At 62.6% G+C, this 25,884-nt stretch carries 25 protein-coding genes and 1 tRNA gene; 12 read left to right on the top strand and 14 right to left on the bottom strand.

Annotated features, from left to right (window positions below; translation table 11 throughout):
- Window positions 1-27: 27 nt before the first annotated feature.
- Together clpA and gloB are read right to left on the bottom strand one after the other, a co-directional pair.
- A complete protein-coding gene (gene clpA / locus IQ24_RS14875) occupies window positions 28-2,349 on the bottom strand; it encodes an ATP-dependent Clp protease ATP-binding subunit ClpA (protein ID WP_145399072.1) in 2,322 nt (773 codons plus the stop codon).
- A 241-nt stretch (window positions 2,350-2,590) separates the two neighbouring features.
- Entirely contained in the window at window positions 2,591-3,343 is a 753-nt protein-coding gene (gloB, locus tag IQ24_RS14870; RefSeq protein WP_145399071.1) for a hydroxyacylglutathione hydrolase, read from the bottom strand.
- Between the two features lie 51 nt (window positions 3,344-3,394).
- Here gloB and IQ24_RS14865 point away from each other — a divergent pair, with 51 nt between their 5' ends.
- From IQ24_RS14865 to IQ24_RS14835, 7 genes are all read left to right on the top strand, one after another.
- Window positions 3,395-4,156 carry a methyltransferase domain-containing protein gene (locus IQ24_RS14865; protein WP_145399070.1) on the top strand — a complete coding sequence of 254 codons (762 nt, stop codon included), beginning with the start codon at window positions 3,395-3,397 and terminating at the stop codon, window positions 4,154-4,156.
- 328 nt (window positions 4,157-4,484) lie between these two features.
- Complete coding sequence (locus tag IQ24_RS14860; protein WP_199756591.1) at window positions 4,485-5,045, top strand: F0F1 ATP synthase subunit delta; 561 nt, start codon at window positions 4,485-4,487, stop codon at window positions 5,043-5,045.
- Window positions 5,045-6,580 (top strand): F0F1 ATP synthase subunit alpha, encoded by a 1,536-nt coding sequence (gene atpA / locus IQ24_RS14855; RefSeq protein ID WP_145399068.1) that lies wholly within the window; start codon window positions 5,045-5,047, stop codon window positions 6,578-6,580. Before IQ24_RS14860 ends, atpA begins: the two co-directional genes overlap by 1 nt.
- Window positions 6,581-6,592: 12 nt before the next feature.
- Window positions 6,593-7,474, top strand: coding sequence for a F0F1 ATP synthase subunit gamma (locus tag IQ24_RS14850; RefSeq protein WP_145399067.1), 882 nt, complete (start codon window positions 6,593-6,595; stop codon window positions 7,472-7,474).
- A 17-nt stretch (window positions 7,475-7,491) separates the two neighbouring features.
- Entirely contained in the window at window positions 7,492-8,922 is a 1,431-nt protein-coding gene (gene atpD, locus IQ24_RS14845) for a F0F1 ATP synthase subunit beta (protein ID WP_145399066.1), read from the top strand.
- A gap of 11 nt (window positions 8,923-8,933) precedes the next feature.
- A complete protein-coding gene (locus IQ24_RS14840; protein ID WP_145399065.1) occupies window positions 8,934-9,380 on the top strand; it encodes a F0F1 ATP synthase subunit epsilon in 447 nt (148 codons plus the stop codon).
- 98 nt (window positions 9,381-9,478) lie between these two features.
- Entirely contained in the window at window positions 9,479-9,829 is a 351-nt protein-coding gene (locus IQ24_RS14835) for an H-type lectin domain-containing protein (RefSeq protein ID WP_199756590.1), read from the top strand.
- 12 nt (window positions 9,830-9,841) lie between these two features.
- On the opposite strand, the gene IQ24_RS14830 is transcribed toward IQ24_RS14835, so the two are convergent.
- Entirely contained in the window at window positions 9,842-10,606 is a 765-nt protein-coding gene (locus tag IQ24_RS14830; protein WP_145399064.1) for an alpha/beta fold hydrolase, read from the bottom strand.
- A 3-nt stretch (window positions 10,607-10,609) separates the two neighbouring features.
- A complete protein-coding gene (locus tag IQ24_RS14825; protein ID WP_145399063.1) occupies window positions 10,610-11,212 on the bottom strand; it encodes a 2-hydroxychromene-2-carboxylate isomerase in 603 nt (200 codons plus the stop codon).
- Between the two features lie 81 nt (window positions 11,213-11,293).
- Between IQ24_RS14825 and IQ24_RS14820 the strand changes: the two genes are divergently transcribed.
- Window positions 11,294-12,313: a ribose-phosphate pyrophosphokinase gene (locus tag IQ24_RS14820; RefSeq protein ID WP_145399062.1), complete on the top strand. Its 1,020-nt coding sequence runs from the start codon at window positions 11,294-11,296 to the stop codon at window positions 12,311-12,313.
- A 15-nt stretch (window positions 12,314-12,328) separates the two neighbouring features.
- On the opposite strand, the gene IQ24_RS14815 is transcribed toward IQ24_RS14820, so the two are convergent.
- The 3 genes from IQ24_RS14815 to IQ24_RS14805 all read right to left on the bottom strand — a co-directional run bounded on the left by IQ24_RS14815 (window position 12,329) and on the right by IQ24_RS14805 (window position 14,292).
- Complete coding sequence (locus IQ24_RS14815; RefSeq protein WP_145399061.1) at window positions 12,329-12,781, bottom strand: CoA-binding protein; 453 nt, start codon at window positions 12,779-12,781, stop codon at window positions 12,329-12,331.
- 191 nt (window positions 12,782-12,972) lie between these two features.
- Window positions 12,973-13,386, bottom strand: a complete 414-nt coding sequence (locus tag IQ24_RS14810) for a YHS domain-containing (seleno)protein (RefSeq protein WP_145399060.1) — start codon at window positions 13,384-13,386, stop codon at window positions 12,973-12,975.
- Window positions 13,387-13,494: 108 nt separating this feature from the next.
- The gene (locus tag IQ24_RS14805; RefSeq protein ID WP_145399059.1) at window positions 13,495-14,292 is read right to left on the bottom strand and encodes a TrmH family RNA methyltransferase; all 798 of its coding nucleotides are present in this window, start codon (window positions 14,290-14,292) and stop codon (window positions 13,495-13,497) included.
- A gap of 176 nt (window positions 14,293-14,468) precedes the next feature.
- Between IQ24_RS14805 and IQ24_RS20145 the strand changes: the two genes are divergently transcribed.
- Window positions 14,469-14,552: transfer RNA gene (locus IQ24_RS20145), tRNA-Tyr, on the top strand.
- A gap of 145 nt (window positions 14,553-14,697) precedes the next feature.
- Here IQ24_RS20145 and IQ24_RS14800 read toward each other — a convergent pair.
- The 3 genes from IQ24_RS14800 to IQ24_RS14790 all read right to left on the bottom strand — a co-directional run bounded on the left by IQ24_RS14800 (window position 14,698) and on the right by IQ24_RS14790 (window position 17,973).
- A complete protein-coding gene (locus tag IQ24_RS14800) occupies window positions 14,698-14,952 on the bottom strand; it encodes a hypothetical protein (protein WP_145399058.1) in 255 nt (84 codons plus the stop codon).
- 82 nt (window positions 14,953-15,034) lie between these two features.
- On the bottom strand, window positions 15,035-15,670 hold the full coding sequence (locus IQ24_RS14795; protein WP_145399057.1) for a recombinase family protein: 636 nt from the start codon (window positions 15,668-15,670) through the stop codon (window positions 15,035-15,037).
- A gap of 419 nt (window positions 15,671-16,089) precedes the next feature.
- Window positions 16,090-17,973: an NACHT domain-containing protein gene (locus IQ24_RS14790; protein ID WP_145399056.1), complete on the bottom strand. Its 1,884-nt coding sequence runs from the start codon at window positions 17,971-17,973 to the stop codon at window positions 16,090-16,092.
- Between the two features lie 442 nt (window positions 17,974-18,415).
- On the opposite strand from IQ24_RS14790, the gene IQ24_RS14785 reads away from it, so the two are divergent.
- Entirely contained in the window at window positions 18,416-19,207 is a 792-nt protein-coding gene (locus tag IQ24_RS14785; protein WP_145399055.1) for a helix-turn-helix transcriptional regulator, read from the top strand.
- 31 nt (window positions 19,208-19,238) lie between these two features.
- Here IQ24_RS14785 and IQ24_RS14780 read toward each other — a convergent pair whose 3' ends face one another.
- Both IQ24_RS14780 and IQ24_RS14775 read right to left on the bottom strand, forming a co-directional pair.
- Window positions 19,239-20,762 carry a hypothetical protein gene (locus tag IQ24_RS14780; protein WP_199756589.1) on the bottom strand — a complete coding sequence of 508 codons (1,524 nt, stop codon included), beginning with the start codon at window positions 20,760-20,762 and terminating at the stop codon, window positions 19,239-19,241.
- Window positions 20,763-20,788: 26 nt separating this feature from the next.
- Window positions 20,789-21,214 carry a cupin domain-containing protein gene (locus IQ24_RS14775; RefSeq protein ID WP_145399053.1) on the bottom strand — a complete coding sequence of 142 codons (426 nt, stop codon included), beginning with the start codon at window positions 21,212-21,214 and terminating at the stop codon, window positions 20,789-20,791.
- 187 nt (window positions 21,215-21,401) lie between these two features.
- On the opposite strand from IQ24_RS14775, the gene IQ24_RS14770 reads away from it, so the two are divergent.
- A complete protein-coding gene (locus IQ24_RS14770; RefSeq protein WP_242008214.1) occupies window positions 21,402-23,429 on the top strand; it encodes a 4Fe-4S binding protein in 2,028 nt (675 codons plus the stop codon).
- Window positions 23,426-24,286, top strand: coding sequence for an FAD:protein FMN transferase (locus IQ24_RS14765; RefSeq protein ID WP_145399051.1), 861 nt, complete (start codon window positions 23,426-23,428; stop codon window positions 24,284-24,286). Before IQ24_RS14770 ends, IQ24_RS14765 begins: the two co-directional genes overlap by 4 nt.
- 3 nt (window positions 24,287-24,289) lie before the next feature.
- On the opposite strand, the gene IQ24_RS14760 is transcribed toward IQ24_RS14765, so the two are convergent.
- Together IQ24_RS14760 and pedF are read right to left on the bottom strand one after the other, a co-directional pair.
- The gene (locus IQ24_RS14760) at window positions 24,290-25,198 is read right to left on the bottom strand and encodes a substrate-binding periplasmic protein (RefSeq protein WP_338419478.1); all 909 of its coding nucleotides are present in this window, start codon (window positions 25,196-25,198) and stop codon (window positions 24,290-24,292) included.
- A complete protein-coding gene (pedF, locus tag IQ24_RS14755) occupies window positions 25,198-25,881 on the bottom strand; it encodes a cytochrome c-550 PedF (RefSeq protein WP_145399049.1) in 684 nt (227 codons plus the stop codon). Before pedF ends, IQ24_RS14760 begins: the two co-directional genes overlap by 1 nt.
- Window positions 25,882-25,884: the final 3 nt, after the last annotated feature.

The raw sequence follows: 25,884 nt of genomic DNA, 5'->3' as shown, positions 1-25,884 counted from the left end.
GCCCCTTTTGTCATCTCAATGTGGCGATCAGTCAGCCGTTAGCAGCGGCGGCTGAGAATTGCTGATCTTCGGCGCCTCGGGGCCGATGATGTCGAAGACGGGTTTGTCGCCCTCGATCCGGACCCGGACATCGCCGCCTTTGGTCAGACGACCGAACAGCAGTTCCTCCGCCAGAGGCTTCTTGATCGTTTCCTGGATCACGCGGCCCAGAGGACGCGCGCCCATGCGATCATCATAGCCTTTCTCGGCCAGCCAGTTCGCGGCCTCGGGCGTCAGTTCGATGTGAACTCCACGGTCGATCAACTGGGCCTCAAGCTGAAGGACGAATTTCTCGACCACGCGGACGATGACCTCGCGCGACAGCGGCGCGAACGAAATGATGGCGTCCAGACGGTTGCGGAACTCGGGCGTGAAGGTCCGCTCGATGGCGGCCGTATCCTCACCCTCGCGCCGTTCGCGGCCGAAGCCGATGGCGGCCTTGGCCTGGTCTGCGGCACCCGCGTTCGTCGTCATGATCAGGATCACGTTGCGGAAGTCGACCTGACGACCGTTGTGGTCGGTCAGCTTCCCGTGGTCCATCACCTGCAGCAGGATGTTGTAGACATCCGGATGCGCCTTCTCGATCTCGTCCAGCAGCAGGACAGAATGCGGGTGCTGATCGACGCCATCGGTCAGAAGACCGCCCTGGTCGAAGCCCACATAGCCCGGAGGCGCACCGATCAGGCGGCTGACGGCGTGCTTCTCCATGTACTCGGACATGTCGAAGCGCAGCAGTTCGACGCCCAGCGTGTCGGCCAGTTGCTTGGCAACCTCGGTCTTGCCGACGCCTGTCGGACCCGCGAACAGATAGTTGCCGATGGGCTTTTCCGGTTCGCGGAGGCCGGCACGGGCCAGCTTGATCGACGAGGCCAGCGCCTCGATCGCCTGATCCTGACCGAAGACCACGCGCTTCAGCGTCTTCTCCATATCCTTCAGCACCGCCGCATCGTCTTTCGAGACGTTTTTCGGCGGGATGCGGGCGATCTTGGCCACCACGGCCTCGATCTCTTTCGGGCCGATGGTCTTGCGACGCTTGCTTTCAGACACGAGATGCTGGGCCGCCCCCGCCTCATCGATCACGTCGATGGCGCTGTCGGGCAGCTTGCGGTCGTTGATGTAGCGCGCCGCCAGTTCAACCGCCGATTTGATGGCGTCATTGGTATAGCGCAGATCATGGTGCTTTTCGAAACTGGGCTTGAGGCCCATCAGGATCTTGATCGTGTCGGGCACGTTCGGCTCATTCACGTCGATCTTCTGGAACCGGCGGGCCAGCGCGCGGTCCTTTTCGAAATGCTGGCGGAACTCTTTGTAAGTCGTCGAGCCCATGCAGCGCAGCTTGCCCCCCGAGAGGGCAGGCTTCAGCAGGTTCGAGGCATCCATCGCCCCGCCCGAGGTCGCGCCCGCACCGATCACGGTGTGGATCTCGTCGATGAACAGAATCGCATCGGGATGCTCTTCCAGTTCCTTGACGACGGCCTTCAGCCGCTCCTCGAAATCGCCGCGATAGCGGGTCCCTGCCAGCAGCGCGCCCATGTCGAGCGAGAAGATCGTGGCCCCGGCCAGCACGTCGGGGGTTTCGCCCCGCGTGATCTTCAGGGCCAGCCCTTCGGCGATGGCGGTCTTGCCGACGCCGGGGTCGCCCACCAGAAGCGGGTTGTTCTTGCGCCGACGGCAGAGCACCTGAATGCAGCGCTGCACCTCGTCCCCGCGGCCGATCAGCGGGTCGACATCGCCCTTCGTGGCCTTCTTGTTCAGGTCGACGCAGTATTTCGCCAACGCGCTTTCGTCCTTGGCGGCGGGCTGTTCGGCCTGCGGCTGCTCCGTCGCCTCTTCCGAACCCTGAACCGAGCGGTTTTCAGAGAAGGAGGGGTTCTTGGCGACGCCATGGGCGATGAAATTCACCGCATCATAGCGCGTCATGTCCATTTCCTGCAGGAAGAACGCGGCGTTGGATTCGCGCTCGGCGAAGATGGCGACAAGGACGTTCGCCCCGGTCACTTCGGTCCGGCCCGAGGATTGGACATGGATGGCGGCACGCTGAATGACCCGCTGGAAGGCTGCGGTCGGGACCGCTTCCGAGCCTTCGACATCGGTGATCAGCGTTGAAAGGTCGTCTTCAATGAATTCGACAAGCAGACGACGCAATTCGTCCAGATCGACATTGCATGCCCGCATGACGCGCACCGCATCGGGTTCGTCGGTCAGCGCCAGCAGCAGATGTTCGAGCGTCGCAAGCTCATGATGATGTTCGTTTGCCAGCGCAAGCGCGGCATGGATTGCCTGTTCCAGCGTGGTTGAAAAGGACGGCACGTTCTTGGCTCCTGTCAGTCGGCTGGCGGTCTGGGCCACATCTTGAGGTCCACCTGTCCAGACTGTCACGATACAGTTAAGTTTTGGTGGATTTTCGCGTAATTCAAGCTGTTTCTATGTTGGTTGCGGCGAAAATCCGGCTGTTGAGGAAGATGTGATCATCGGGGGGGCGAATTTCAAGCGGCTGACCCTTTCGGTTCCGGCTCTGTTCCGGCCCGGACGCGCCAAGGGTGCCGCCGGTTCAGCCACGAAAATTATCCTTCATTTGTCTGAGCCTTGCGAAGACTTCGACATCCGGCTGACCCTGCATGCCAAGGCTGTCGCGCAGCTCGGCCACGCGCAGGAACGGGTTCGTCGCACGCTCTTCGGCCAGCGTCGCCTGCGCGCAGGGACGTGTTCCGGCGGCCACATCATCCAGACGTTTCCTCAGCGCGGAATTCTCCGGCTCGACGCTGAGCGCGAAGGCCCCGTTCGAGCGGCAATAGTCGTGCCCCGAGCAGACCTGCGTGTCGGCGGGCAGGGCGTTCAGGCGCGAGAGGCTGCCCCACATCATCGGCGCATCGCCTTCGAACAGGCGGCCGCAGCCGATGGCCATCAGGCTGTCGGCGGTGAAGACCATGCCCGATTGCGGCAGGTGAACGGCGATATGGCCGATGGTGTGCCCCGAGACGTCGATCACCCGCGCCTCCTCGCCACAAAGCTGGAAGGTCTCGCCCGGGCGCACCTCCAGATCCAGGGGCGGCAGGCGGGCCGCGTCATTGACATTGCCCAGCACGCGCGCACCCGTCATGTCGACCAGATCCGCGACAGCCTGAATATGGTCATCATGGTGATGCGTCAGGACAATCAGGTCCAGCTGCCAGCCGCGCGCGCCCAGTTCCGACAGGATCGGCCCCGCCTCGGGGGCGTCGATCACCGCCGTGCCCGCAGGCCCGTGCAGAAGCCAGGCGTAGTTGTCGGACAGGCAGCGGATGGGGACAAGTTGCAGTGCCATTGGCAAATCCTTTCCTTTGCCGCAGTCTGGCGTCCCAAGGCGGGAGGCGCAATGCACCACGACGTATTCGAGCTGCGAAACTTCTATTACGCGCGTGCCCTTGGCCGCGTGGTGCAGCGCATCCTGCGGGACCGTCTGGTGCGGACATGGCAGCCCGAGCGGACCGCCGGGATGACCGTCGTGGGCTATGGCTTCTCGGCGCCGTTGTTGCGGCCCTATCTGGCCCCGGCGCGGCGGGTCACGGCGCTGATGCCGGGACCGCAGGGGGTGATGGCCTGGCCTGCGGGGATGCCCAATTGCTCGGTCCTGAGCGATGAGACGGCCTGGCCCCTTGATACCGGCAGCGTCGACCGGCTGGTGATGCTGCACGCGCTGGAAACCGCCGACAATCCGGCCCTGCTGTTGGCCGAGGCCTGGCGCGTCCTTGGCCCCGGCGGCAAGATGATGGTCATGGTGCCGAACCGGGCGGGGCTATGGGTGCGCTCGGACGCGACCCCCTTCGGCTTTGGTCGCAGCTATACGGCGGGCCAGCTTGAGGCGCAGGCGCGGGCGGCGGGGTTCGTGACCGAGCAGACCGGGGCCGCGCTTTACATCCCGCCCTCGGACCGGCGGTTCTGGCTGAAAAGCGCGCAGATGTGGGAGCGGACGGGTTCGCGCATCAGTCAGGTGCTGGTGGCGGGGCTGGTCTTGGCCGAACTCAGCAAGCAGGTGCAGGCCCCCATCGGTAGGGGTCGTCCGGCGCGGGTGCCAAGCCCGCTTGGTGTGCTGGAGGGGATCCGCCGCCCGGTTCCGGCGGGGCAGGGCGGCCGCTAGGACCCCGCCCGCAGGCGCTGCGCGGCGCGAGTCACCCTGACAGGCGAAGCATCGCCAGTTGCGCCACTGCGGCCCAATGCGGCATGTTGTCGCGGACGTTAGCGCAACCGAGTGTGGTTTGGGGCACATACACCAGAGACTAAGGGCGCAAAGGCTCGCATTTCTGTGTTCAAGGCGGTTGCGGCACCAAAAATCACCTGCTAGAGACGCCGCAGAATTCGGGATTGCTCGCGCCCACGCGGCAAGAGATGTCCCTTGACCCGCGCTCCGCACCAGACCGACGCACATCGGCCCGACTGCGGAGCTTGCGCTAACCGGAAGGATGACCGTGGCCAATTCCGCTTCGATTTCCGCAGATATCGCCGGGCGTTACGCGCAGGCCCTATTCGATCTCGTCAAGGAATCGGGTGGCATTGATGCGCTGTCCGCCCAGCTCGATGATCTGGGCAACGCAATCGAGCAAAGCGCAGAACTGCGCAACCTGCTTGTCTCGCCCATCTATACCCGCGACCAGCAAGAAACTGCGATCGGCGCGCTTGCCGACAAGATGGGGCTCAGCGCCGCTCTGGGCAACACGCTTCGCCTTATGGCGGGCAACCGCCGCCTGTTCGCGCTGCCGCAGCTTGTGCGCCGGCTGCGCGACCTGATCGCCGATGAACGCGGCGAAGTCACCGCAGATGTCGTCAGCGCCCAGGCGCTGACCGCCGAACAGCAAAAGCGTCTGTCCGACACGCTGGCATCGAAGTCGGGCAAGAAAGTCAAACTGAACACGCGCGTCGATGAAAGCCTCATCGGCGGCATGATCGTCAAGCTGGGCTCGCAGATGATCGACAGCTCGATCCGCTCGAAGCTCGCCTCCCTCCAGAATGCTATGAAAGAGGTCGGATAATGGGAATCCAGGCTGCCGAAATTTCGGCGATCCTGAAGGATCAGATCAAGAATTTCGGTCAGGACGCCGAAGTGGCCGAAGTCGGTCAGGTCCTGTCCGTCGGCGATGGTATCGCCCGCGTCTATGGCCTCGACAAGGTGCAGGCCGGTGAGATGGTCGAATTCCCGGGCGGCGTGCGCGGGATGGTGCTGAACCTTGAAACCGACAACGTCGGCGTCGTGATCTTCGGCGAAGACCGCGGCATCAAGGAAGGCGACACCGTCAAGCGGACCGGCGCCATCGTGGAAGTTCCCGTCGGCAAGGGCCTGCTGGGCCGCGTCGTCGACGCTCTGGGCAACCCGATCGACGGCAAGGGCCCGATCGATGCGACCGAGTTCCGCGTCGCCGACGTCAAAGCCCCCGGCATCATGCCGCGCCAGTCGGTGCACGAGCCGATGGCGACCGGCATGAAAGCCGTCGACGCCATGATCCCCGTTGGCCGTGGCCAGCGCGAACTGATCATCGGCGACCGTCAGACCGGCAAGACTGCAATCGCGCTCGACACCATTCTGAACCAGGCGAACTACAACGGCCGCGAAGCGGACGGCATGAAGACGCTGCACTGCATCTATGTCGCCGTCGGCCAGAAGCGCTCGACCGTGGCTCAGCTGGTGAAGAAGCTGGAAGAGACCGGCGCGATGGCCTACACGACCGTCGTTGCGGCCACCGCTTCGGACCCCGCGCCGATGCAGTACCTGGCCCCTTACTCGGCCACCGCCATCGGCGAATACTTCCGCGACAACGGCATGGACGCGCTGATCATCTATGATGACCTGTCCAAGCAGGCCGTTGCCTACCGTCAGATGTCGCTGCTGCTGCGTCGTCCGCCGGGACGTGAAGCCTATCCGGGCGACGTTTTCTATCTGCACTCGCGCCTGCTGGAGCGTTCGGCCAAGCTGAACGCTGACAACGGCTCGGGCTCGCTGACCGCGCTGCCGATCATCGAAACCCAGGCGGGTGACGTGTCGGCCTATATCCCGACCAACGTGATCTCGATCACCGACGGCCAGATCTTCCTGGAAACCGACCTCTTCTTCCAGGGCATCCGCCCGGCCGTGAACACCGGTCTGTCGGTGTCGCGCGTGGGTTCGGCTGCACAGACCAAGGCGATGAAATCGGTCGCCGGTCCCGTGAAGCTGGAACTGGCCCAGTATCGCGAAATGGCTGCCTTCGCGCAGTTCGGTTCGGATCTGGACGCCGCGACCCAGAAGCTCTTGAACCGCGGCGCGCGTCTGACCGAGCTGATGAAACAGCCGCAGTACTCGCCGCTGACCAACGCTGAAATCGTGATCGTCATCTACGCCGGCACCAAAGGCTATCTGGACAACGTCCCCGTCAAGGACGTGACCAAATGGGAACAGGGCCTGCTCCAGTATCTGCGCAACCAGAAGGCTGACCTTCTGGAAGACATGACCAAGAACGACCGCAAGGTCTCTGGTGAACTGGAAGACGCCATCAAGGCGGCGCTGGACGGTTACGCCAAGACCTACGCCTGAGGAGGGGGATAGATGCCCAGCCTCAAGGATCTTAAAAACCGGATCGGAAGCGTCAAGAACACGCGGAAGATCACCAAGGCGATGCAAATGGTCGCCGCCGCGAAACTGCGCCGTGCGCAGGAAGCGGCGGAGGCTGCACGCCCCTATGCCGATCGCATGGCTTCGGTCATGGCCGGGCTGACCGCTTCGGCGGCCGGCGCGGACAACGCGCCGCGCCTTCTGGCCGGCACCGGTGACGACCGCCGTCATCTGCTGGTCGTCCTGACCTCGGAACGTGGTCTGGCCGGTGGCTTCAACTCGTCCATCGTCAAGCTGGCCCGCCAGCGGCTGATGGAATTGCAGGCGCAGGGCAAGGAAGTGACCTTGCTGACCGTCGGCAAGAAGGGTCGCGAGCAGCTGAAGCGTGAATATGGCGAGCTGTTCGTCAATCACGTCGATCTGAGCGAGGTCAAGCGCATCGGATATGAGAATGCGCGCGCCATCGCGGATGACATTCTGGACCGGTTCGAGCAGGGCGGCTTCGACGTCGCGACGCTGTTCTACAACCGCTTCGAGTCGGTCATCAGCCAGATCCCGACCGCCCGTCAGGTCATCCCGGCAATCGTCGAGGAAGGCACGGCCGAGGTCGGCAGCGCATCGGCGCTTTATGACTATGAACCCGACGAGCACGGGATCCTGAACGACCTTCTGCCGCGCTCAGTCGCGACGCAGGTCTTCGCGGCCCTGCTGGAAAACGCGGCATCCGAACAGGGTGCACGGATGAGCGCCATGGACAACGCCACGCGCAACGCGGGCGATATGATCGACAAGCTGACGACCGAGTACAACCGCTCGCGTCAGGCTGCGATCACCAAGGAACTGATTGAAATTATCTCGGGCGCCGAGGCGCTCTGACACGTAGGGGTAAACACATGGCAGAGGCCAAGGGAAAAGGTAAAATCACGCAGGTGATCGGCGCCGTCGTTGACGTGCAGTTCGACAACCACCTGCCGGCGATTTTGAACGCGCTTGAAACCACCAACAACGGCAAGCGTCTGGTCCTGGAAGTTGCCCAGCACCTGGGCGAGAACACCGTCCGCACCATCGCCATGGACGCGACCGAAGGTCTGGTCCGTGGTCTGGAAGTTTCCGACACCGGCGGTCCGATCACCGTTCCGGTCGGCGACGCGACGCTGGGCCGCATCCTGAACGTCGTGGGCGAGCCCGTGGACGAGGGCGGTTCGGTCGAAGCGACCGAATTCCGCGCGATCCACCAGCCCGCTCCGGACTTCGCCGCACAGGCGACCTCGTCCGAGATCCTGGTCACCGGCATCAAGGTCATCGACCTGCTGGCCCCCTATTCCAAGGGTGGTAAGATCGGTCTGTTCGGTGGTGCAGGCGTCGGCAAGACCGTTCTGATCATGGAACTGATCAACAACATCGCGAAAGTGCACTCGGGTTACTCGGTGTTCGCGGGCGTTGGCGAACGGACCCGTGAAGGCAACGACCTTTATCACGAGATGGTGGAATCGGGCGTTATCAAACCCGACGATCTGTCGAAATCGCAGGTGGCGCTGGTTTATGGCCAGATGAACGAACCTCCGGGAGCGCGGATGCGCGTCGCCCTGACCGGTCTGACCGTGGCCGAGCAGTTCCGCGATGCCACCGGCACCGACGTTCTGTTCTTCGTCGACAACATCTTCCGCTTCACGCAGGCGGGTTCGGAAGTGTCCGCACTTCTGGGCCGTATCCCGTCCGCCGTGGGTTACCAGCCGACGCTGGCCACCGACATGGGCGCGATGCAGGAGCGCATCACCTCGACCAAGAACGGCTCGATCACCTCGATCCAAGCTGTTTACGTTCCGGCCGACGACCTTACCGACCCGGCTCCGGCAACGACCTTCGCCCACCTCGACGCAACCACCGTTCTGTCGCGTGCGATCTCGGAACTGGGCATCTACCCGGCCGTTGACCCGCTCGACTCGAACTCGCGTATTCTCGACCCGGCCATCGTCGGCGAAGAGCATTACCAGGTTGCCCGCGACGTTCAGGGTATCCTGCAGAAGTACAAGTCGCTGCAGGACATCATCGCCATTCTGGGCATGGACGAACTGTCGGAAGAGGACAAACTGACGGTGTCGCGCGCTCGTAAGATCCAGCGCTTCCTCTCGCAGCCCTTCGACGTGGCGAAAGTCTTCACCGGTTCGGACGGTGTTCAGGTTCCGCTGGAAGACACGATCAAGTCGTTCAAGGCTGTCGTGGCTGGCGAATACGACCACCTGCCGGAAGCGGCGTTCTACATGGTCGGCGGCATCGAAGACGTGAAAGCCAAGGCTCAGCGCCTCGCCGCTGAAGCGGCATAAGGAGAGCGTTGATGGCTGACACCATGCAGTTCGACCTCGTCTCGCCCGAACGGAACCTGCTTTCCGTTTCGGTGCGCGAGGTGCGCCTGCCCGGAACCGAAGGCGATCTGACGGCGATGCCGGGCCATGCCCCGGCCATCGTCAACCTGCGCCCCGGTCTGGTCACGGTGATTGCGGCCGATGGGTCCGAGACCGAGTTTGCGGTGACCGGCGGTTTCGTCGAAATCACCAATGACTCTGTCAGCCTGTTGGCCGAGCGTGGCCTTCCGCGTGCAGAAATGACCCAGACCGTGTTCAACGACATGCTGGCGCAAGCCCAGCGTCGGGTCACGGCTGCGAAAGAGCGCACGACCGCAGGCGAGGATATCGTCATGGCGGCGGTGAAGCTTCTGGCCGACATGGAGGCCCTTGGCACCCATATCGGTCTGGATCCGAACCAGTCGAACTTTCCCCACTAAGGAAAGCTGACCAGAAAGACATGAAGCCCCGGTCGCTCCGGGGCTTTAACATTTGATCACGCTGGATAAAACAGCGCGAGATCGAGGGAGGTGTTAGGGTGCGTCGATTTGGTCAGGCGGGTCTTGGAATTGCAGAGGGCGCGGCGGTCCTGTTCTCGGCCTTCGAGGATGGCGGCGAGATGTGGACCGGCAGCGGCCCGCGTCTGGCCACGCAGGACATCTGCTTTGACGAACGCTTTCTGGATGCACCCTCGGTCCATGTCTCACTGAGCATGTGGGACATCAGCGGCGGTGCCAATCAGCGGGCGGATATTCAGGCCGTGCGCATCACCCGCGAGGGGTTTTCCATCGAGTTCCGCACCTGGGGCGATACCCGCGTGGCGCGGGTGCGCGCCAGCTGGATGGCAATTGGCCCGATCGCTTTCGACGACGATTTCTCGCCCGACTGAGCCCTGTGGCCGTCAGGCCTGTTCCAGATTCAGCGCGATCAGCTCGGCCGTCTGACGCGGATGCGTGATGGGCAGCATATGCCCGGCATTCGGCAGGCGCGCGCGGCCCACATCGGGCAGGCGATGCGCCAGCGCATCCACGATCCGCTCGATGATCGGCGGAGATTTCTCGCCCATGACCAGCAGAACCGGGGCGTCGATGGCCTCTAGCCCACCCTCGCGCAGGATATTCGCGCTGTCCTTGTCCAGCGCATCGCCGGTTTCGGCCACCAGCCGGATCTGCCGGGCCAGCCGCGCCTGACTGGCCGGGGAGTGGCCGTCCCAATCCGCGCCCCCCCAAGCCGTCAGGAAACTGCGCGCGGCCTCGGCATCGCGACCCTCGGCCAGGAGTTCGTCGACCATCTTCATCTCTCGGCTATGGACCCGGTCGGGGCCTGCGGCGGCGAAAAGGACCGGCTCGATCAGGGTCAGGCTGCGCACGGCCTCAGGCGCGGCGACGGCGATGCGCAGAGCAACCGTCGCGCCGAAGCTATGTCCGATCAGGTCCATCGGCCGGTCGATCAGCGTCGCGACCTGCCGCGTCGCGGCGGTGTGCAAGTCAGGCGGCGCGCCCTCCCAGTCGGGGCTTTGGCCATGGCCCGGAAAATCCGGCGCGATGAAAGCCACCTGATCTTTCAGCGCCGAGGCGATGGGCCGCCAATAGCTGCTGCTGCCCATCATGCAATGCAGCGCAAGGGCAGGGCGGTCCTGCGTGCCGGGCCAGTGAGAGACGTGCATGGCTCAGGCGATCTCGGCCAGATGGCGGTCCAGAAACTCCAGCCGGTCCTGACCCCAGAAGCGCTGATCCGTCTCGCGCACGATATAGAAGGGGGAGCCGAAAGCTCCCGCCTCGACCGCCTGTTCCAGATTGCGGCCATAGATCTCGGCGCCGGTGAACAGGCCCTTGTCGGCGGTCGCGGGATCAAAGCCTGCCGCGGCCAGTACCTCGCGTAGGAAGGCGTCGTCGCTCGCGTCGCGATCCTCGGCCCAGACGCCGCGCATGACGCCCTGCACCAAGGCGGCAAGATCGCCGCCGCCCGCCTCTTGCGCGGCGATGATGGCATAGGAGGAGGGGGCCGGGTTGACCGGCCAATGCGCGGGCTTGGGGTTGAAGGGCAGGCCCAGAAGCTGGGTCCAGCGGGCGATCTCCTGATCGCGGTAAGTCAGCCGTGCCGGATGGCGCGCTTCGCGCCTTTGGCCACCGGTCCGGTCGAACAGCTGATTGAGGTCCAGCGGCTTGTAGGTGATGCTGGCACCGTGACGCGCCGCGATCTGCTCCAGCCGGTCTCCGGCCAGGTAGGCCCACGTGCTCATCGTGCCAAAGTAATAATCGATATGCGCCATGGTTGTGCCTCCGGGGTTTGCGGGCAGGCTAGCCCGGTGCTAAGCGGTGTGCAATCGGACGAATCCAAGGGAACCCAGCCCATGCCGGCCATGACCGAACCCAAGCTTATCGCGGGCAACGCCAACCTGCCGTTGGCCAATGCCATTGCGCGTCGGATGTCGATGCATCGTGGAATGAACGTGGCCCCCGTCGATGCGCGGGTGGAACGCTTCAACGATCAGGAAATCTTTGTCGAGGTGTATGAGAACGTCCGGGGTGAGGACATGTTCATCATCCAGCCGACCTCGAACCCGGCGAACGACAACCTGATGGAGCTGCTGATCATCACCGATGCGCTGAAGCGGTCGTCGGCTGCGCGCATCACGGCGGTGATCCCCTATTTCGGCTATGCCCGGCAGGACCGCCGCGCCAAGGCGCGCACGCCGATCAGCGCCAAGCTGGTGGCGAACCTGCTGACCGAGGCGGGCGTTGACCGCGTGCTGACGCTGGACCTGCATGCCGCGCAGATCCAGGGCTTCTTCGACATCCCGGTCGACAACCTCTACGCCGCGCCCGTCTTTGCGCTGGACATCAAGCACCATTTCCGCGGCCAGCTGGATGAGACGATGGTTGTCTCGCCCGATGTTGGCGGTGTGGCCCGCGCGCGCGAGATCGCGCAGCGCATCGGCACGCCGCTGGCCATCGTCGACAAGCGCCGCGAGAAGGCGGGCGAAGTCGCCGAGATGACGGTGATCGGCGATGTTGCGGGCAAGCGCTGCATCATCGTGGACGACATCTGCGACACGGCAGGCACGCTTTGCAAGGCGGCAGAGGTCCTGATGGAGCACGGCGCGACCGAGGTGCATGCCTATATCACCCACGGCGTCCTTTCGGGCCCGGCGGTCGAGCGGGTGAAGAAATCGGTGATGAAATCGCTGGTGATCACCGATTCAATCGCGCCCACCGAAGAGGTGAAGGCCGCCTCGAACATCCGGATCGTTCCGACGGCCCCGATGTTTGCGCAAGCGATCCTGAACATCTGGAACGGCACCTCGGTCAGCTCGCTCTTCGAGCTCGAGACGCTGGGGCCGATCTATGAAGGTCTTTACACGGTCGCGTAAAGGAAAGACCCCGCGCTAGCGATAGCGCGGGAATTCGATCTTGGGGCAACGGTCCTGGATCACGGTGATGCCCGACGCCGCTGCCTTGGCAGCGGCTTCTTCATGCCGGACGCCCAGCTGCATCCAGATGGTCGAAAGCCGGGGCAGGCACTCCAGCGCCTCGTCGATGATCGCGGGCACGGCGTCGTTGCGACGGAAGATATCCACCATATCGACCTCAAGCTCATCCGGGATCGCGGTCAGATTGGCGTGGACCAGTTCCCCCAGAATGGTCTTGCCCGCATGGCCGGGATTGACAGGCACCACCCGATAGCCTTGCGACATCAGATAGCGCGCCACACCCCAGGCGGGACGGGCCTCATTGGGCGACAGGCCCACCATCGCGATCACGCGGGTTTCACGCGAAATCCGGGCGATATGTTCATCATCGGATGTCGGGCCAGCATCCCTCAGGATCTGCAGGTTCATGATCGCCTCCACTTCGATCAATCGGAGCCTCTTACTGTCATGTAAAAAGCGCCCGGTCCAGTATCTGGCCGGGCGCAAGTTGCGGAACGAGGGACAGTGATCTGAACATGACCGTTCCAGGGTCATGTTCCGAAAAATAAATGGGGACTGTGGCCAAATAGTTCCATAGTGATCACGATATCGTGATCAGATCAGTGATGCGTGCTGGCCCAGCGTGCCTCGGCCGAGCGCAGGACGCGCTGCGGATCGGCCAGAAACTTCTGCCGCGCGGCCTCGGAGCGCATGAAATAGGTGCGTTTGCCGATCACCACGAAATAGCGCGGATTGCCCGGCTCGGGCCGGCCTTCGGACAGGGCGACGACGCAAAGCCCGTTCAGCCCCGGCGCATAGGCGCGCGGATTGGATTCAAAGGTCGAGCGGTTGTCCTCGCTGGCGAAGTGCCAGGCCTGCCCCTGCCAGAGCGTCACCAGATCGCGGCGACCCGGCACCGCGGCGTTATCCGCGCCATAGGAAACGGGGTCCATTCCGCCCAAGGCCCAGTCCTGCGCATGCGCAAGCGGGGCGGTCAAAGACAGAAGCAGGGTCGCTAGAATTGTACGAATCATGGCGGGCAGCAATGGGATTTGAGGCTTGCAGATCAATTCGATCTGGCACCTTGCCCCGCGATTCTCAACCAGCGAGCGACGAATATTTCAGTTATGTGATAGTTTCGCTTATCCGCGTGAGGCGGCGTAAAGCGCCACCGCCGCCGCGTTCGACACGTTGAGAGAGCCGAAATCCGCAGCGAAGGGAATGCGCGCCAGACGGTCGCAGGTTTCCAGCGTGCGGTCGCGCAACCCGGGTCCCTCGGCGCCCAGCACCAGACAGATCGCGCGGCCCTTCAGGTCCGCAAGAACGTCGGGCAGATCCTCGGTCGCGGTGCCATCAAGGCCGATGACGGTGTAGCCCATGCCCTGCAATTCGATCAGCGCATCGGCAAGGTTGGTGATGCGCACATAGGGCTGACGCTCCAGCGCGCCCGAGGCGGTTTTCGCCAGCGCGCCTGTCTCGGGGGCGGAATGCCGGGTGGGGGCGATGACGGCGCGCGCGCCGAACACCTCGGCCGAGCGCAGGATCGCGCCCACGTTGTGCGGATCGGTGACGCGGTCGAGCGCGACCAGAAGCGGACGGCCGGGACCCTCCAGCGCCAGATCGGCCAGCTTGCCCCAGCTGAGCGGTTTGACCTCAAGCGCGGCACCCTGATGGACGCTTTCCGGAGGCAGGGGCACGGTGCGGTCAAAGACGCGGGCGTCGGTGATTTCGGGCGTGATGTCGGCGGGCAGGTCGCCCAGCCGGTCCAGCGCGTTTTGCGTGACCACCAGCCGCAGTTTCTGCCGCTCGGGATTCGCCAGCGCATCGCGTACCGCGTGCAGGCCGAACAGCCACACCGTTTCGGCGGCAGCCGCGCGGCGCGCGCGTTCCTTGTCGATCACCCAGGTGGGTTTCTTGGTCTTCGGATGTTTCTCGGCCATGTCACGATCCCGCATTCCCTTCCCGAGTGCCCCGAAATGCCCTCGGATTGCAACCATCTTCGCGGGGCGAAGGGGGCGGGACCCGGAAACTCGTCCGGGGCGAACATTTCCGCCCGAGACCGCTTGACGCCTTGCGTCAGGCCGGTTAATCACCCGGCACGCCGTAAGCGATCGGCGGGCGACGGGCTGCAAGGTGCGGCAGCGGACTGTAACTCCGCCGGGGAGACCCACGCCTGGTTCGATTCCAGGGTCGCCCACCATTCAATCTCACAAATCATTGATTTTCCTGGAGATTTTGGATGCGTGGATTTTTACCCGCTTGCATACCCAACATTGGAAATGTGATTGGATAGTACAAACGGCGTCAGGTTTTAACGCCCGACCGCTAAGCCGGGCGCGATCTGGTCAGGCCTCGTCAAACACCCGCTCGACAATGCCTAGCGCCACCTCGGCGGTTGCCTTGCCGTCGCGGATCAGGCGCGCCGCGAAATAGATCGCCTCGGCCTGTGTATCGCTCAGCGGGGCAATCGTTTCGCGGACGCTCTGCTTCCTGAATTCGTTATCGCGATAGGCCACCATCATCGGTGACACGCTGCCAATGCAGATCCAGTCCAGACTTGCCCCGTTGGTCTGGTGCCATTGTAGCAGTTCGTCGGTCATGACCACGCTGTCGGTCGCGCGCCGGGTGTACCCTTGGCTATCCCTTGCCTAGATGCCCGTGGTAGGCCCCTCTGGCGAGCCTTCATGCCGCCCAGCGTTCTAATGCTGCTTGCGCCGCCGTAGGATCAGCCTTGATCCGCAGCACCGCTTGCCGCGACAGCCCGGTTGCCTTCGCAATCTCGCTAGTGCCTGCGCCCTCCGCTGACAGGCTCAGGACCTGCTCAAGCGCAGCCCGGTCATAACTAGGTTTCTTGCCCCGGTACTTCTGCGGATTATCCTTCACGGCGGAAATCCCGGCCCTCTGCGCTTCCTTGGTGGCCTCGGCCTGTGCTTGTGCTGTAGCGGCCATGAAGGCGATTAGCGCGTCCCTGACGGCCTGCTGTACCGGGTCTGAGGTCGCGCCATCGAATTCCATATTGTTGATGACTGTACGGATAACCACACCGCGCCGCATGAAGTCCCGAATGCAGTCGGTGACATCCCGGTAATCTCGGCCCAGACGGTCAACCCAGCGAACGACAAGCGTATCCCCGGCGCGCAGCTTGTCGAACAAGCGTTTTCCTTCGGGCCGCTCAGCTAGCTTGGTGGAGACACCGGACACGCCATGGTCGGCAATCACCTCGTCAATACGGAAGCCCGCAGCCTCCGCTTGGGTGCGCTGGTGGTCAAGGGTCTGATCCGCTGTACTGACGCGGGCATAGAGGATTGTCTGGGACATGAGCCATCCTATCCGATAAGGTTGTGTCCGTTGATACAGATGTCCGTTGATGGATGTCAACCCTTACGGACACGCTATTGCGCAGTTCACCGAGTGTCCGCTGGACTATACCTCTGCGGACGCACGAGGCTGCTGTCTGCGCTACGGGTGGCAATGAGTGTCGGACGGGCAAGTCCATGAGGCGCTGGCCTTGCCGCCGTTGCCTTGGCTGGAGAGGGGGCTATGGGGGACATCTGGCGGGCTAGGATAGATAGATGCCCCCGCGCAAAAATTTTTCGGAAGTTAGGACGGTTTACAAAACGCTGCTTGTCATCCTTGACTGAATGAGGCCTAGGTTTACCGAATAGATGTCGTCTGCGCAAAGCCAATAAAGATTTGGCTATGCTAATATAACACGAGAGGGGTCTGTGGGGCAATAATTATCGAGATTTCCCACGGCTTCGCATGCGGTTTGATAGGCTATTTGCCTTCTTCTTCAAGTCCTCCTTCATGTATTGGCTAGTTATTTCCAAAGATGAAATGATTGATTCTGCAAGGATGTCCGCCTTCATCTTGGAGAGTGTAGCTCTGTTTCTGTGTGATAGAGGGACGTCGATTCCTGAGTCTCGCCGCTCGGAGTGGGAGGCGGTAGATGTCATCTCCCTAATTTCGTCATTATTTAATAGATCGGGCCATTCAATTTGAGCTTTAAATTCCTGGTAGTGCTTATGAAGGTTGTTGTTGATGTAAAAAAGTACATAAGAGTTTAGTTGCTTATACGCGACATTTCCGGCTGAAGTGGATAGGAAAAAAGTATACAGTCCCGGAACCTCATCCGCCGGAGAGTACCCAACGGAATCGCAGAATAACTTTAAAACCATGTCAGGTTTATCTGTTGGACTTGTGCCGCTGGTCTTTTTTAGAATTGCGTCTACGATGGGCATTATAAGTTCGGTATGAAAATAGCTCGAGTTCATATCGGCTATCATGTCAAGCATGCCCTTGCTGTCTATTCTTGACGCGACCTCGAGTGCCTTATCAACTAGTGTATAGGAACGATCGCTCAAGCAGAACTTTGCGTAGAAGTACTCCTGAAAGGATCGGTGGACGAACTCGTAGTGATCGCCATCTTGCTGAATTATACTGACGGAATTACAGAAGTCCTCCGCGACTGCGTCAATGTCTGCTTGGAGGCCGCAAAATTCTAGCGCATCTTCAAGATATTCGATCAGTGTTTTGGAGGTAAAGTTGTACTTTCCCTCAAGGTATGACAGTGCGCAGAAGCTCTGGAACAGTGTCTCAACTTGTGAGTGATCGAGGCCTGATACAAGTTTTCTGCGATATCTTCCCTTTGACTGATCATGCTCACGAATAAGGACGTCAAAACACTTCTGGTAAAAAATATGACGGCGTTCCGGTATCTCCCCAAATTCATCGAATGTCAGTAGCATCATGGCTGCAAGCAAGGCGTTAGATAAGAACTCACTATGCTTGACGAAAAAGTCGGCGGTCAAAGCGGTTAGGAAATCAGACTTCCGCGATTCGTCAAAATCTATTTTTCTTATGTAATCTATGCAGCCTGTTCGATCAAAAGGAAGTAGATGCGCCTCCGTGAAGCCTTCCCATGACTTCAAGTCATTGCTGGGTCTAGAGGTCAGTATCAGTGGGCATTTTGGGTACTTCCTTGTTATTTCGATAATATCCTTCTCTATGCTTTCCCGTACTTCAATCGGTGCCTCATCCAGTGCATCAATCATTAAATAGAATAAGCCCTTCCTGAGTCCAAAATTGAACTGTGCTTTCGTGAAGCCTTCTGCGTAGTCGGAAATTGATTGGTAAATAGAGTCTAGAAGGTTGCTGCTAGCATCATTCCCCATGCTTCGTAGTTCAAAGAACACTGGGTAATAGGTATGACCTTTGACTATGGATTGCCTGAAGCACCATTTAAGGAAAACTGACTTTCCGCTTCCGGCCGTTCCTGTGACAAGCAAAGGGCAGCCATCTAAGCTGTTGCGTCGAAGGAGGTCATCACTGGTAACTTCATCTGACTCTATCGAAAACTTAGGCTCAACATAGACATCATCTAAAAGGACGGGGGCGTCTCTTCGCAGTAAAGTGCGAAGAGTTTCACATTTCGCATAGTTGGCCTCTAGGTAGGTGGGGAGGCCTTTATTGATAATCATCTGCCCGTTTTTAAACTTCTCGGAAACGAAGGCTGGAGCCTTTTCCAACAAGAGATCAAGAATCTTGTTGATGCGGGCACTGAGCGCGCTACTCGCCGCAAGGCCCGCTTTGGCTACAGCAACCGATTCGATTCCCGACATATGCTCAATTCTCCATATATTTGAGGAAAGAGGAGATCAGATTTATGGTGCCGTCAACCGATGTTTGAAGCACTGCGCCTTCCGATATCCTCATTGTGCGTACGTGAGGGTCGCTCAAAGTATCTCCATATTTGAGGTGCACCTATCTGCTTGCTACGTATTGCTCGAAGTGCGACACATAGGTGTGACACAACGCAACTCGCGCACAGTGAAATGCTAGCAAGATCAGGCTCTTATGGAGATGGTGGCCGTTCCAGGGTCGCCCACCATTCCCCAGATATCAATGGCTTGATTGCGTTTGACGCGCTGCGCGTCCGGTCGAACCCTCCCATTTTGGTCCCATGTCCGTCCGCCTGCAGATCGGAGGTCTTGCCTGCGACCGAAGCCTCCCCCTATGCTTGTCACAGATATGTAACCTTTTCGCCCTTGGCGGGCAGTCTTGATGCAGGATTTGCTGACAACACCTCCGTCACGCAAGCAGTTGAAAGAAGGTTTCCTTGATCGCTTCCGCCGCGACCGTTCAGCGTCCGAGCTGAACTGCGTGGCCCATATGATCCTTGTGATCGAGGACCCGGAAGAACTGGCTGCCGTGGCGCTTGACCATCTGATCGAGAACGTCGGCGTCTGCCGCGTCGATCTGGGTTTTGCCCAGCCTCGGGACCGCGACTATGCGCCGATCCGCGTGCATTACAACCGGCGCACCGATCCGCCCCGCTGCGATGAGGCCTCCTATCCCAATCAGGCCTATGTCTTTCGCCGCGCCTGGCATGGCGCGCGCCCGGTCAGCTGCGATGAGGTGGCGCTGCACCCGTTTCTCAATGATTGCCGCAATGATTTCACCTCGATCAGCAGCAAGTCGATCCTGTTTCAGCGCCTGACCTATCAGCGCCGCCCGGTGGGGCTGATGTGCATGGATTTCACCCGTGACATCCACGCCTGGTCCGATGATGAACTGGGCGGGATCGCGGCGTTCTCTCAGGATTTTCTGGGACCGCTGCTGGCGGTCAGCCGGATGTGGAGCGCGCGCGAGGGCGGGCAGGCGGCGGTGCGCCGCCCCAGCCCGGCAGAGCTTGACGCCATCCGTCTGGCGGCCCAGGGGCTGAGCTGCGAGGAGATCGCCGAGGCTCTGGGCAAATCCGCCCGCACCATCGAGAACCAGTTGCGCAATGCCCGGCTGTCGCTGCAGGCGACGAACCGGGCCGAGCTGATCCGCAAATGCGAGCTGTGGCTCTGATCCCGCGCATGCTGCCACGCGCGGGACGGGCTTAGCCCGGGATCGGGCGGCAGGAGGTGCTGGGCGTCGGCACCATCTGCGCGGTATCAAGCGATCTCGGGGCAGGGCGTTCGAATTCGACGGGCGACGCGACCGAGGAATAGGTCAGCGTGATCTCCTCGGGCACCGACATCGCGTCCGGGTTCACCTTGCCCTGCGCGGTGTTGTAGGGGTCGGTGAAGGTGCCGTAATCGCCCGGCATGACCTTATAGGTCACATCGGTCGAACCCGTCGCGGCATTGGCGAGGTATTTCTTCGGGTCCGTCCATTCCTGCTGGTCGAGGTTCGAGTAGAACTTGATATCGACCAGAACTGCGTCGCAGAGCGGCGTCACCTCTTCGTAATTGGTGGGCCAGCCCGCACCGCCGCTGGTGTCGGGATAGCGCCCCCAATCGCCGCCTTTCAGCGGGCAGGCCCCGCCGCCCTTATAGGCCGCACGGTTCGGGTGATGGACCCCGAAAAGGGGCGTGCCCACCGCCGCCGCCTCGCCGCCGCCTTCCAGATGGAAGCGCGGGGCCTGCGTCACCTCGGTCTTCAGCCCCGCCTGCCGTTCGCCCAAAGCGTCCCAATAGGGACCCGCAGGGCGGACATAGCTCAGATCGTCATTGTCGCGATTGTCATAGACCGCCGCCACGAATAGATAGGGCTTGTTGAAGAAGGGCCGCTCGACGAGGTAATACTCGGCCTCGGTCTGGGTGGTGTCGACGGGTTTCCAGTCGACATGCAGCGCGTCCTGACCCTCGACCCCGGTGTTCACCCAGGTGCGGGCATCGGGGAAATGGCTCAGTCGCAGCACGCGGGTGTAGTTCTCGCTGACGTCGAGCCCGGCGCGTTTGCCCAGCGGTCCGACCTTGTTCGCGGCCTTCTGGGCAAAGGCGAAGTCCATCGCCTGCAGCGCATAGGGGAAATCGTTCTCCGACATCGTGCAATAGAAATTCGGCAGGTCGATCGGGTCGTGGTTCTGGTACTTGCCCTGATATTTCGGGTGGGTGATCGGCAGGTCGATGAAGGTCAGCCGCCCCTGATCGTCGATCTTCTGATCGGGGTAGCGGTAGCCGTCCCAGCCCGCCTCGGGGATGAACGAGGCGTAATCGCTGCCGACGACGCCCTCATTTTCTACCGCGAGCGGGTCGGCGCCCTCTTTCAGCCCGGTCGCGCCCGGCTTCAGATATTCGCGGATCGTGCCATTGTCCTGCACCCGCCAGAGACCATGCTTGCCTTCGCCGATCATAGTGAAGACCTGCTCGGCCACGGTCACGAAGCGATAGGTATAGTTCGTATTCATATAGCCCATGAAGACGGGCAGGTGCGGGATGCCCGAATGGGTGCGGTCGGGGCGGCCCACGCCCAGCATCTCGCGCTGGCCGTCATCGGCCTTGATGTCCTGATCGGCGGTATAGAAGAACGGGTCCCCCGCCGTCAGGTCGTGAAGATTGGAAGGTCCATCCGCGCCCGCCATCATGGTCGAAGCAAGGATGGCCAGAGCCCCCGCAGGGGCTGCAACCGTTTTACGCATCATGTCCTCCTCCCTCCCCAGGGTGCTCAGGCGGTGTCGCGGGGGCGTGCGCCGCACACCCATGCCGTGCCTTCGGTCTCGGTGGTGAAGGTGATATGCGCGCCCTTCGGCAGCAGCAGCACATCGCCCTTCTGCGCGTCGACCTTCTTGGTGCCGTCATCGACGGTGATCACGCCATCCAGAACGATCTTGGTCTCGTCATAGTCATAGTCATAGATCAGCGGCTCATCGGATTTGGCGATGCGGAAGAACCCGCAGGTCAGCGGCTTGTCGGTGGCCTCGGCCGACAGCGCGTCCTGCAGCCAGGCGTTGACGCCGGGCACCTCCATCGGCGCGATGTCCTGGGCCTGCGCGCCCGGAACATGGGTCACCTCTGCGCCTGCGGCCAGCGCGACACCGGTGGTGGCAAAGCTCAGTCCGGCGGCCAGCAGCAGCTTCGTAAACGTGGTCATCGTATCCTCCCTGTCGATGAATGCGTTACCTGAAGCCTAGTCGGCTGCGGCATAAGCGCGCATGACACGAAACACTCATTGCCGAACGATTTCCGAAATGGGGCGCGAATTCTACCAAGGTCGAATTGGCCGGTGATCACGGCGCAGTAATCTGGCCCGCATGTGGCGCGCGGTCCTTCTTTGGTTGATGCTGGCAACACCGCTTCTGGCGGCGCCGCTGACCCGCGACCAGTTGGAGCCGATGATCGTCGCCCCCTATGCTCTGGGCGAGCCGGTCAACGATGCGGGCGTCTGGAGCCTGCTGAATTCGGGCGGCGGCGAGGCGGGCTATGTGTTCGAGACCGGACCGCTGGCCCCCCTGCCGGGCTTTTCGGGCCAGCCCATCAACATTCTGGTGCTGATCGATCTTGAGGGCACCTTCATCGACACCCGCCTTCTGGCCCATAATGAGCCGATTTTCGTCTCGGGTCTGGGCGAGGCGCCGCTGCGCGATTTCCTGACCCAGTATCGCGGCCATTCCATCCATGAGCCGCTGGTGGTGGGGACGGCCTATGGCAATTCCGGCGGCTCGGAGCTGGTCTATCTGGACGGGGTGACCAAGGCGACGGCCAGCGTCCGCATTGCCCATGAATCGATCCTGGCCGCGACGCTGGCGGTGGCGCGCGAAAAGCTGCAGGGCATTTCCGCAGGCCCGCCGCCCCGCCCGGACCCCGACCACAGCGAGGCGCTGGATTGGGAAGGCGCGCTGGCCGAGGGGCTGATCCGCCACCTGCGCGTCACCAATGCCGAGGTCGACACCGCCTTCGCGGGCAGCATCTGGGCCGATGACGACCCCGAGGCGGCGGAGGATCCGGACGCGCCCTTCATCGATCTTTACGCCATCGACATCGGCCCGCCCGCCTTGGCGCAGGCCTTGCTGGACGCGGATTCTCTGGCCGATGTGCAACGCCTCGCCAGCCTATCGCCCGATGATGAGCCGCTTTTGCTGATCGAGGCCGGGCGGCAGGGGCTCGTCTCATCCGAGTTCGTGCGCAATACCGCGCCCGATCTGGTCTCGGCCCAGCAGGACGGGTTGCCGCTGGCGCTGCGCGACGCGGATCTCTCGGTCTCGCTGGGTGAGGGCGTGCCGGAAGAGCTCTCCGACGCCACGGTCATGGTGCTGCGGCTGGACCGGCGGCTGGGCTTCGACCCGTCGCGGGAATGGCAGTTGTCCCTGATCGCCGAGCGACAGCACGGCATGTTCCAGCCGGAAGCCGGCAGTCGCGATTTCGCCCTGACCATGGGCCTGCCCGAGCGCTTCTTCCTGCGCCCCGAGGCGGTGACGCAATTGCCGCCCTGGCTGAGTGCCATCCAGATCCGCATGGTCGACCTGATCCTTCTGGGCGTGGGGCTGCTGGCCCTCACCGCGCTGCTGCTGCGCCAGTCCCGCTTGGCCGCGCAGCGCCACTATACCGCGATCCGGCTGGCCGTTCTGGCCGTCGTCATCGGCTTCGTGGGCTTCTGGGGGCAGGGGCAGCTTTCCATCGTCACGCCTCTGGCGGTGTTGCGCGGCGTCATGCAGGGCGGCGGGCTTGAGGTGCTGCTTTACGACCCCTTCTCGCTGCTCGTCTGGGTCGCGGCCATTCTGGGCTTCGTGCTTTGGGGCCGGGGCCTTTTCTGCGGCTGGCTGTGCCCTTTTGGGGCCATGCAGGAATTCGCGCACCATCTGGGCCGCCGTCTGGGCCTGCCGCAATGGCAGCCGCCGCGCTCTCTGGGCCGGGCGCTTTTGTGGACCGGGCCCGCCGCACTGGCCGTGCTGGTCCTGACCAGCTTCATCGCCCCTCAGCACACCGAAACCGTGGCCGAGATCGAGCCCTTCAAGACCGCGATCACCATGCATTTCGACCGGCCCTGGCCCTATCTGCTGTGGGCGGGGGGGTGGCTTGCGGTCTCGATGGTCTGGTTCAAGGGCTTCTGCCGCTCGATCTGTCCGCTGGGCGCGCTGATGCGTCTGGGCGGGTTGCTGAGGCTGCGCAAATGGATTCCGCGCCGCGTGCAATGCGGCTCTCCCTGCCAGCTTTGCAAGGTCAAATGCAATTACGCCGCCATCGGCACCAAGGGCGAGATCCGCTATTCCGAATGCTTCCAATGCCTTGATTGCGTGAAGATCCATGATGATCCGAAGCTTTGCGTGCCGCTGATCATCGCCGCCCGCCAAAGGAGCCGTGCCGCATGAAACGTCGCCGCTTCCTTCAGATCGTCGCGGGGGCCTGCGCCGCCGGTGGGGGCGCGATGGCCGCCGAATGGCAGGGGCAGGTCATGGGCGCGGATGCCCGCATCCTTGTGCGTGGCGGCGCGGCCCCTCGGGCGGTCGTCGATCAGGTGCTGGCCGAGATCCGGCTGGTCGAGGACACGCTGTCGCTCTACCGCGAGTCCGAACTGACGCGGCTGAACCGCGAAGGTCGCGGCCACGCCTCGGCGCTGATGCAGCAGGCGGTCGATCTGGCGCTTGAGGTGCATGAGGCGACGGGCGGGGCCTTCGATCCCTCGGTCCAAAGCCAATGGCTGCGACTGTCAGAGGGGCAGGGGGCGGGTCGCTTGCCCGCGACCTTCGCCCAGATCGCCACGGCGGGAGAGATCCGCCTGCAGCCCGGCCAGCAGCTGACCTTCAACGGGCTGGCACAGGGGCTGGCAACCGACCGCGTGGCCGCGCTGCCCGCACTGCGCGACCTGGGCGGCGTCCTTGTCGACATGGGCGAGGCGCGGGCTTTGGGCGCGGAATTCCAGCTGGGCCTTTCCGACCCCGAGAGCGGGGTTCTGGGTCAGCTGACCCTGCGCCCGGGCCGCGCGATCGCGACCTCCTCGCCCGCCGCGCTGCGCTTTGCCGGGGGCGAAAGCCATATCATGGGACCGCAGGGGCAGCCGCCGCTGTGGTCGACCGTCAGCGTCGAGGCTGACAGCGCCGCGCTGGCCGATGCCGCTGCCACGGCTTTCGTGCTGATGGAGCGCCCGGCGATGAAAACGGCAGCGGCCCGACTTGGGGTCGGGCCGGTGCGGCTTGTCGATTTCGACGGCAATCTGGGCCAGCTTTAAGGCTTAGCGTTCCGGCGGGTGGAAGGTCACCTTATGCGCCTCGAAAATCGCCGGAATGCGGCCATCCGCGATGGCGGCGTCGATGATGTCGTCGACCTCGTACCCCAGCGGGCGATGCTGGAACGACAGCGCGATGGCCAACGGCCATTTCGACTTGGCCAGCCCGACGAAGGGCGGCTCGTGCACCTCGATGCCCTCGGTCAGCAGCGGATCGATCTGCGAGCGGGGGGCCATCACCGCCATCACCTCGCCAGCCGCCAGCGCCTCCATCGCCGCCTGTATGTTCGGCAAGCGGTGGATCTTGTCATTCGTCGCGCCCTGCGAGAGGCCGGTCAGGTAGAAATCCGAAATGGAGTCGTTTTCGACAGCGACGGGATCATAGCGAAACACCGCCGGGACCGGCGGCTTTTCGGGATAGGCCTTGGCGCTATAGGCGATGGCCAGATGTTCCTCGGCATAGATGCCGGTGAAGACCACCTGATCGAAGCGGCAGGCATATTCGACGTCATAGGGCGCGTGCATGAAAAGGTTCGACACATGCCCGCCGACGACCGCGCCGCGATAGACATAGTTCAGAAGATCGGCGTCCAGCGTCTCGCTGGCCTGCACAAGGCGCGGGCGAAGCTCGACCCCCAGATCATCGGCGATCAGGCGGGCAATGTCGACGTCGATACCCTGAATTTTTCCGTCCTGTTCCCAGGACCATGGGGCGAAATCTTCGTAAAGCGCCACCTCGATCCAGCCATCCTCGCGGATCTGATCCAGCGAGCGGCCGATGTCGGTGGGGAAGGTGTTCTGCAGCCGTTGTTCCGGCGGCGTGTCGGCACAGGCGGCCAGCGCCGGTCCGGAAAGGACCAGCGCTGCCGCCAGGCTTGCAGCCAGCACACGCAGCGATTCGTGTGCCCGAGCCATCATTCTGCCGCGGAAAGTCCGACAGTCAGGATCTCGGCTGCATGTTTTTCGCTGGCCTGATCGGTCAGCGAGGCCGCCGCGCGGGCCGCAACGCTGTCAGCGACCGGCGCGCCCGAGGCGGTGGCGACGCCCGCGTTGATCTCTTGCAGCTCGGCCTTGATCTTCTCGATATCGCCGCCGCCTGCCTTCAGCTCATTGCGGATTTCCGTCAGGCGGGCGGTGTGATCGTCCAGCGCGCCATCTTCGGGGCGGGTCTCGATATAGGTGCGGATCGCCCAACCGGCCTTCTGGCCCAGAACCTCGCCAAAGGCGGGCATCTTGGTGGTGCCGTCCTGCGTGTAGCCGTGGATGAAGCGGTCGGCGAACCATTCGTCACCGGCCTCTTCCGCCTCAAGGAAGCGCAGGTCGGGGGCCAGACCGCCCGAGACCGCACCCAGCCCGTGGCAGCGCGCGCAGTTCTGGTTATAGCCGGAATCGCCGATCTGGATGGCCTTCTTCCAGACCTCCTCGCCCACTTCCTCGGCGCGGTAAGGATTTACCGTCAGCCATTCCTCGCCCACGTCGGGCAGGGCGTCAGTGTTCATCGGCTGCGGCGCGACATCGCCATGACCGATGGCCTGCAAGGGCAACAGCGTCGCCAGCGCGAGAGCAGCAAGGGTCGAGATCTTGGCGTTCGGGGACATGTT

Origin of the sequence: Paracoccus sulfuroxidans, assembly GCF_007830335.1 — a bacterium.
Taxonomy (GTDB): Bacteria; Pseudomonadota; Alphaproteobacteria; order Rhodobacterales; family Rhodobacteraceae; genus Paracoccus; species Paracoccus sulfuroxidans.
The sequence above is the reverse complement of the archived record's forward strand: the minus strand, read 5'-3'. Positions and strand labels throughout refer to the sequence as shown.

Excerpts from the sequence above, each read along its gene's own strand:
- IQ24_RS14810 (WP_145399060.1), bottom strand. The coding sequence starts at position 13,386 with ATGATTCGTACAATTCTAGCGACCCTGCTTCTGTCTTTGACCGCCCCG.
- IQ24_RS14850 (WP_145399067.1), top strand. The coding sequence starts at position 6,593 with ATGCCCAGCCTCAAGGATCTTAAAAACCGGATCGGAAGCGTCAAGAAC.
- IQ24_RS14830 (WP_145399064.1), bottom strand. The coding sequence starts at position 10,606 with ATGCACGTCTCTCACTGGCCCGGCACGCAGGACCGCCCTGCCCTTGCG.
- IQ24_RS14865 (WP_145399070.1), top strand. The coding sequence starts at position 3,395 with ATGCACCACGACGTATTCGAGCTGCGAAACTTCTATTACGCGCGTGCC.
- IQ24_RS14760 (WP_338419478.1), bottom strand. The coding sequence starts at position 25,198 with ATGGCTCGGGCACACGAATCGCTGCGTGTGCTGGCTGCAAGCCTGGCG.
- IQ24_RS14815 (WP_145399061.1), bottom strand. The coding sequence starts at position 12,781 with ATGAACCTGCAGATCCTGAGGGATGCTGGCCCGACATCCGATGATGAA.
- IQ24_RS14790 (WP_145399056.1), bottom strand. The coding sequence starts at position 17,973 with ATGTCGGGAATCGAATCGGTTGCTGTAGCCAAAGCGGGCCTTGCGGCG.
- IQ24_RS14825 (WP_145399063.1), bottom strand. The coding sequence starts at position 11,212 with ATGGCGCATATCGATTATTACTTTGGCACGATGAGCACGTGGGCCTAC.
- IQ24_RS14840 (WP_145399065.1), top strand. The coding sequence starts at position 8,934 with ATGGCTGACACCATGCAGTTCGACCTCGTCTCGCCCGAACGGAACCTG.
- atpA (WP_145399068.1), top strand. The coding sequence starts at position 5,045 with ATGGGAATCCAGGCTGCCGAAATTTCGGCGATCCTGAAGGATCAGATC.
- gloB (WP_145399071.1), bottom strand. The coding sequence starts at position 3,343 with ATGGCACTGCAACTTGTCCCCATCCGCTGCCTGTCCGACAACTACGCC.
- IQ24_RS14795 (WP_145399057.1), bottom strand. The coding sequence starts at position 15,670 with ATGTCCCAGACAATCCTCTATGCCCGCGTCAGTACAGCGGATCAGACC.
- IQ24_RS14820 (WP_145399062.1), top strand. The coding sequence starts at position 11,294 with ATGCCGGCCATGACCGAACCCAAGCTTATCGCGGGCAACGCCAACCTG.
- IQ24_RS14780 (WP_199756589.1), bottom strand. The coding sequence starts at position 20,762 with ATGCGTAAAACGGTTGCAGCCCCTGCGGGGGCTCTGGCCATCCTTGCT.
- IQ24_RS14765 (WP_145399051.1), top strand. The coding sequence starts at position 23,426 with ATGAAACGTCGCCGCTTCCTTCAGATCGTCGCGGGGGCCTGCGCCGCC.
- pedF (WP_145399049.1), bottom strand. The coding sequence starts at position 25,881 with ATGTCCCCGAACGCCAAGATCTCGACCCTTGCTGCTCTCGCGCTGGCG.
- IQ24_RS14800 (WP_145399058.1), bottom strand. The coding sequence starts at position 14,952 with ATGACCGACGAACTGCTACAATGGCACCAGACCAACGGGGCAAGTCTG.
- atpD (WP_145399066.1), top strand. The coding sequence starts at position 7,492 with ATGGCAGAGGCCAAGGGAAAAGGTAAAATCACGCAGGTGATCGGCGCC.
- IQ24_RS14805 (WP_145399059.1), bottom strand. The coding sequence starts at position 14,292 with ATGGCCGAGAAACATCCGAAGACCAAGAAACCCACCTGGGTGATCGAC.
- IQ24_RS14785 (WP_145399055.1), top strand. The coding sequence starts at position 18,416 with ATGCAGGATTTGCTGACAACACCTCCGTCACGCAAGCAGTTGAAAGAA.
- IQ24_RS14770 (WP_242008214.1), top strand. The coding sequence starts at position 21,402 with ATGCTGGCAACACCGCTTCTGGCGGCGCCGCTGACCCGCGACCAGTTG.
- IQ24_RS14775 (WP_145399053.1), bottom strand. The coding sequence starts at position 21,214 with ATGACCACGTTTACGAAGCTGCTGCTGGCCGCCGGACTGAGCTTTGCC.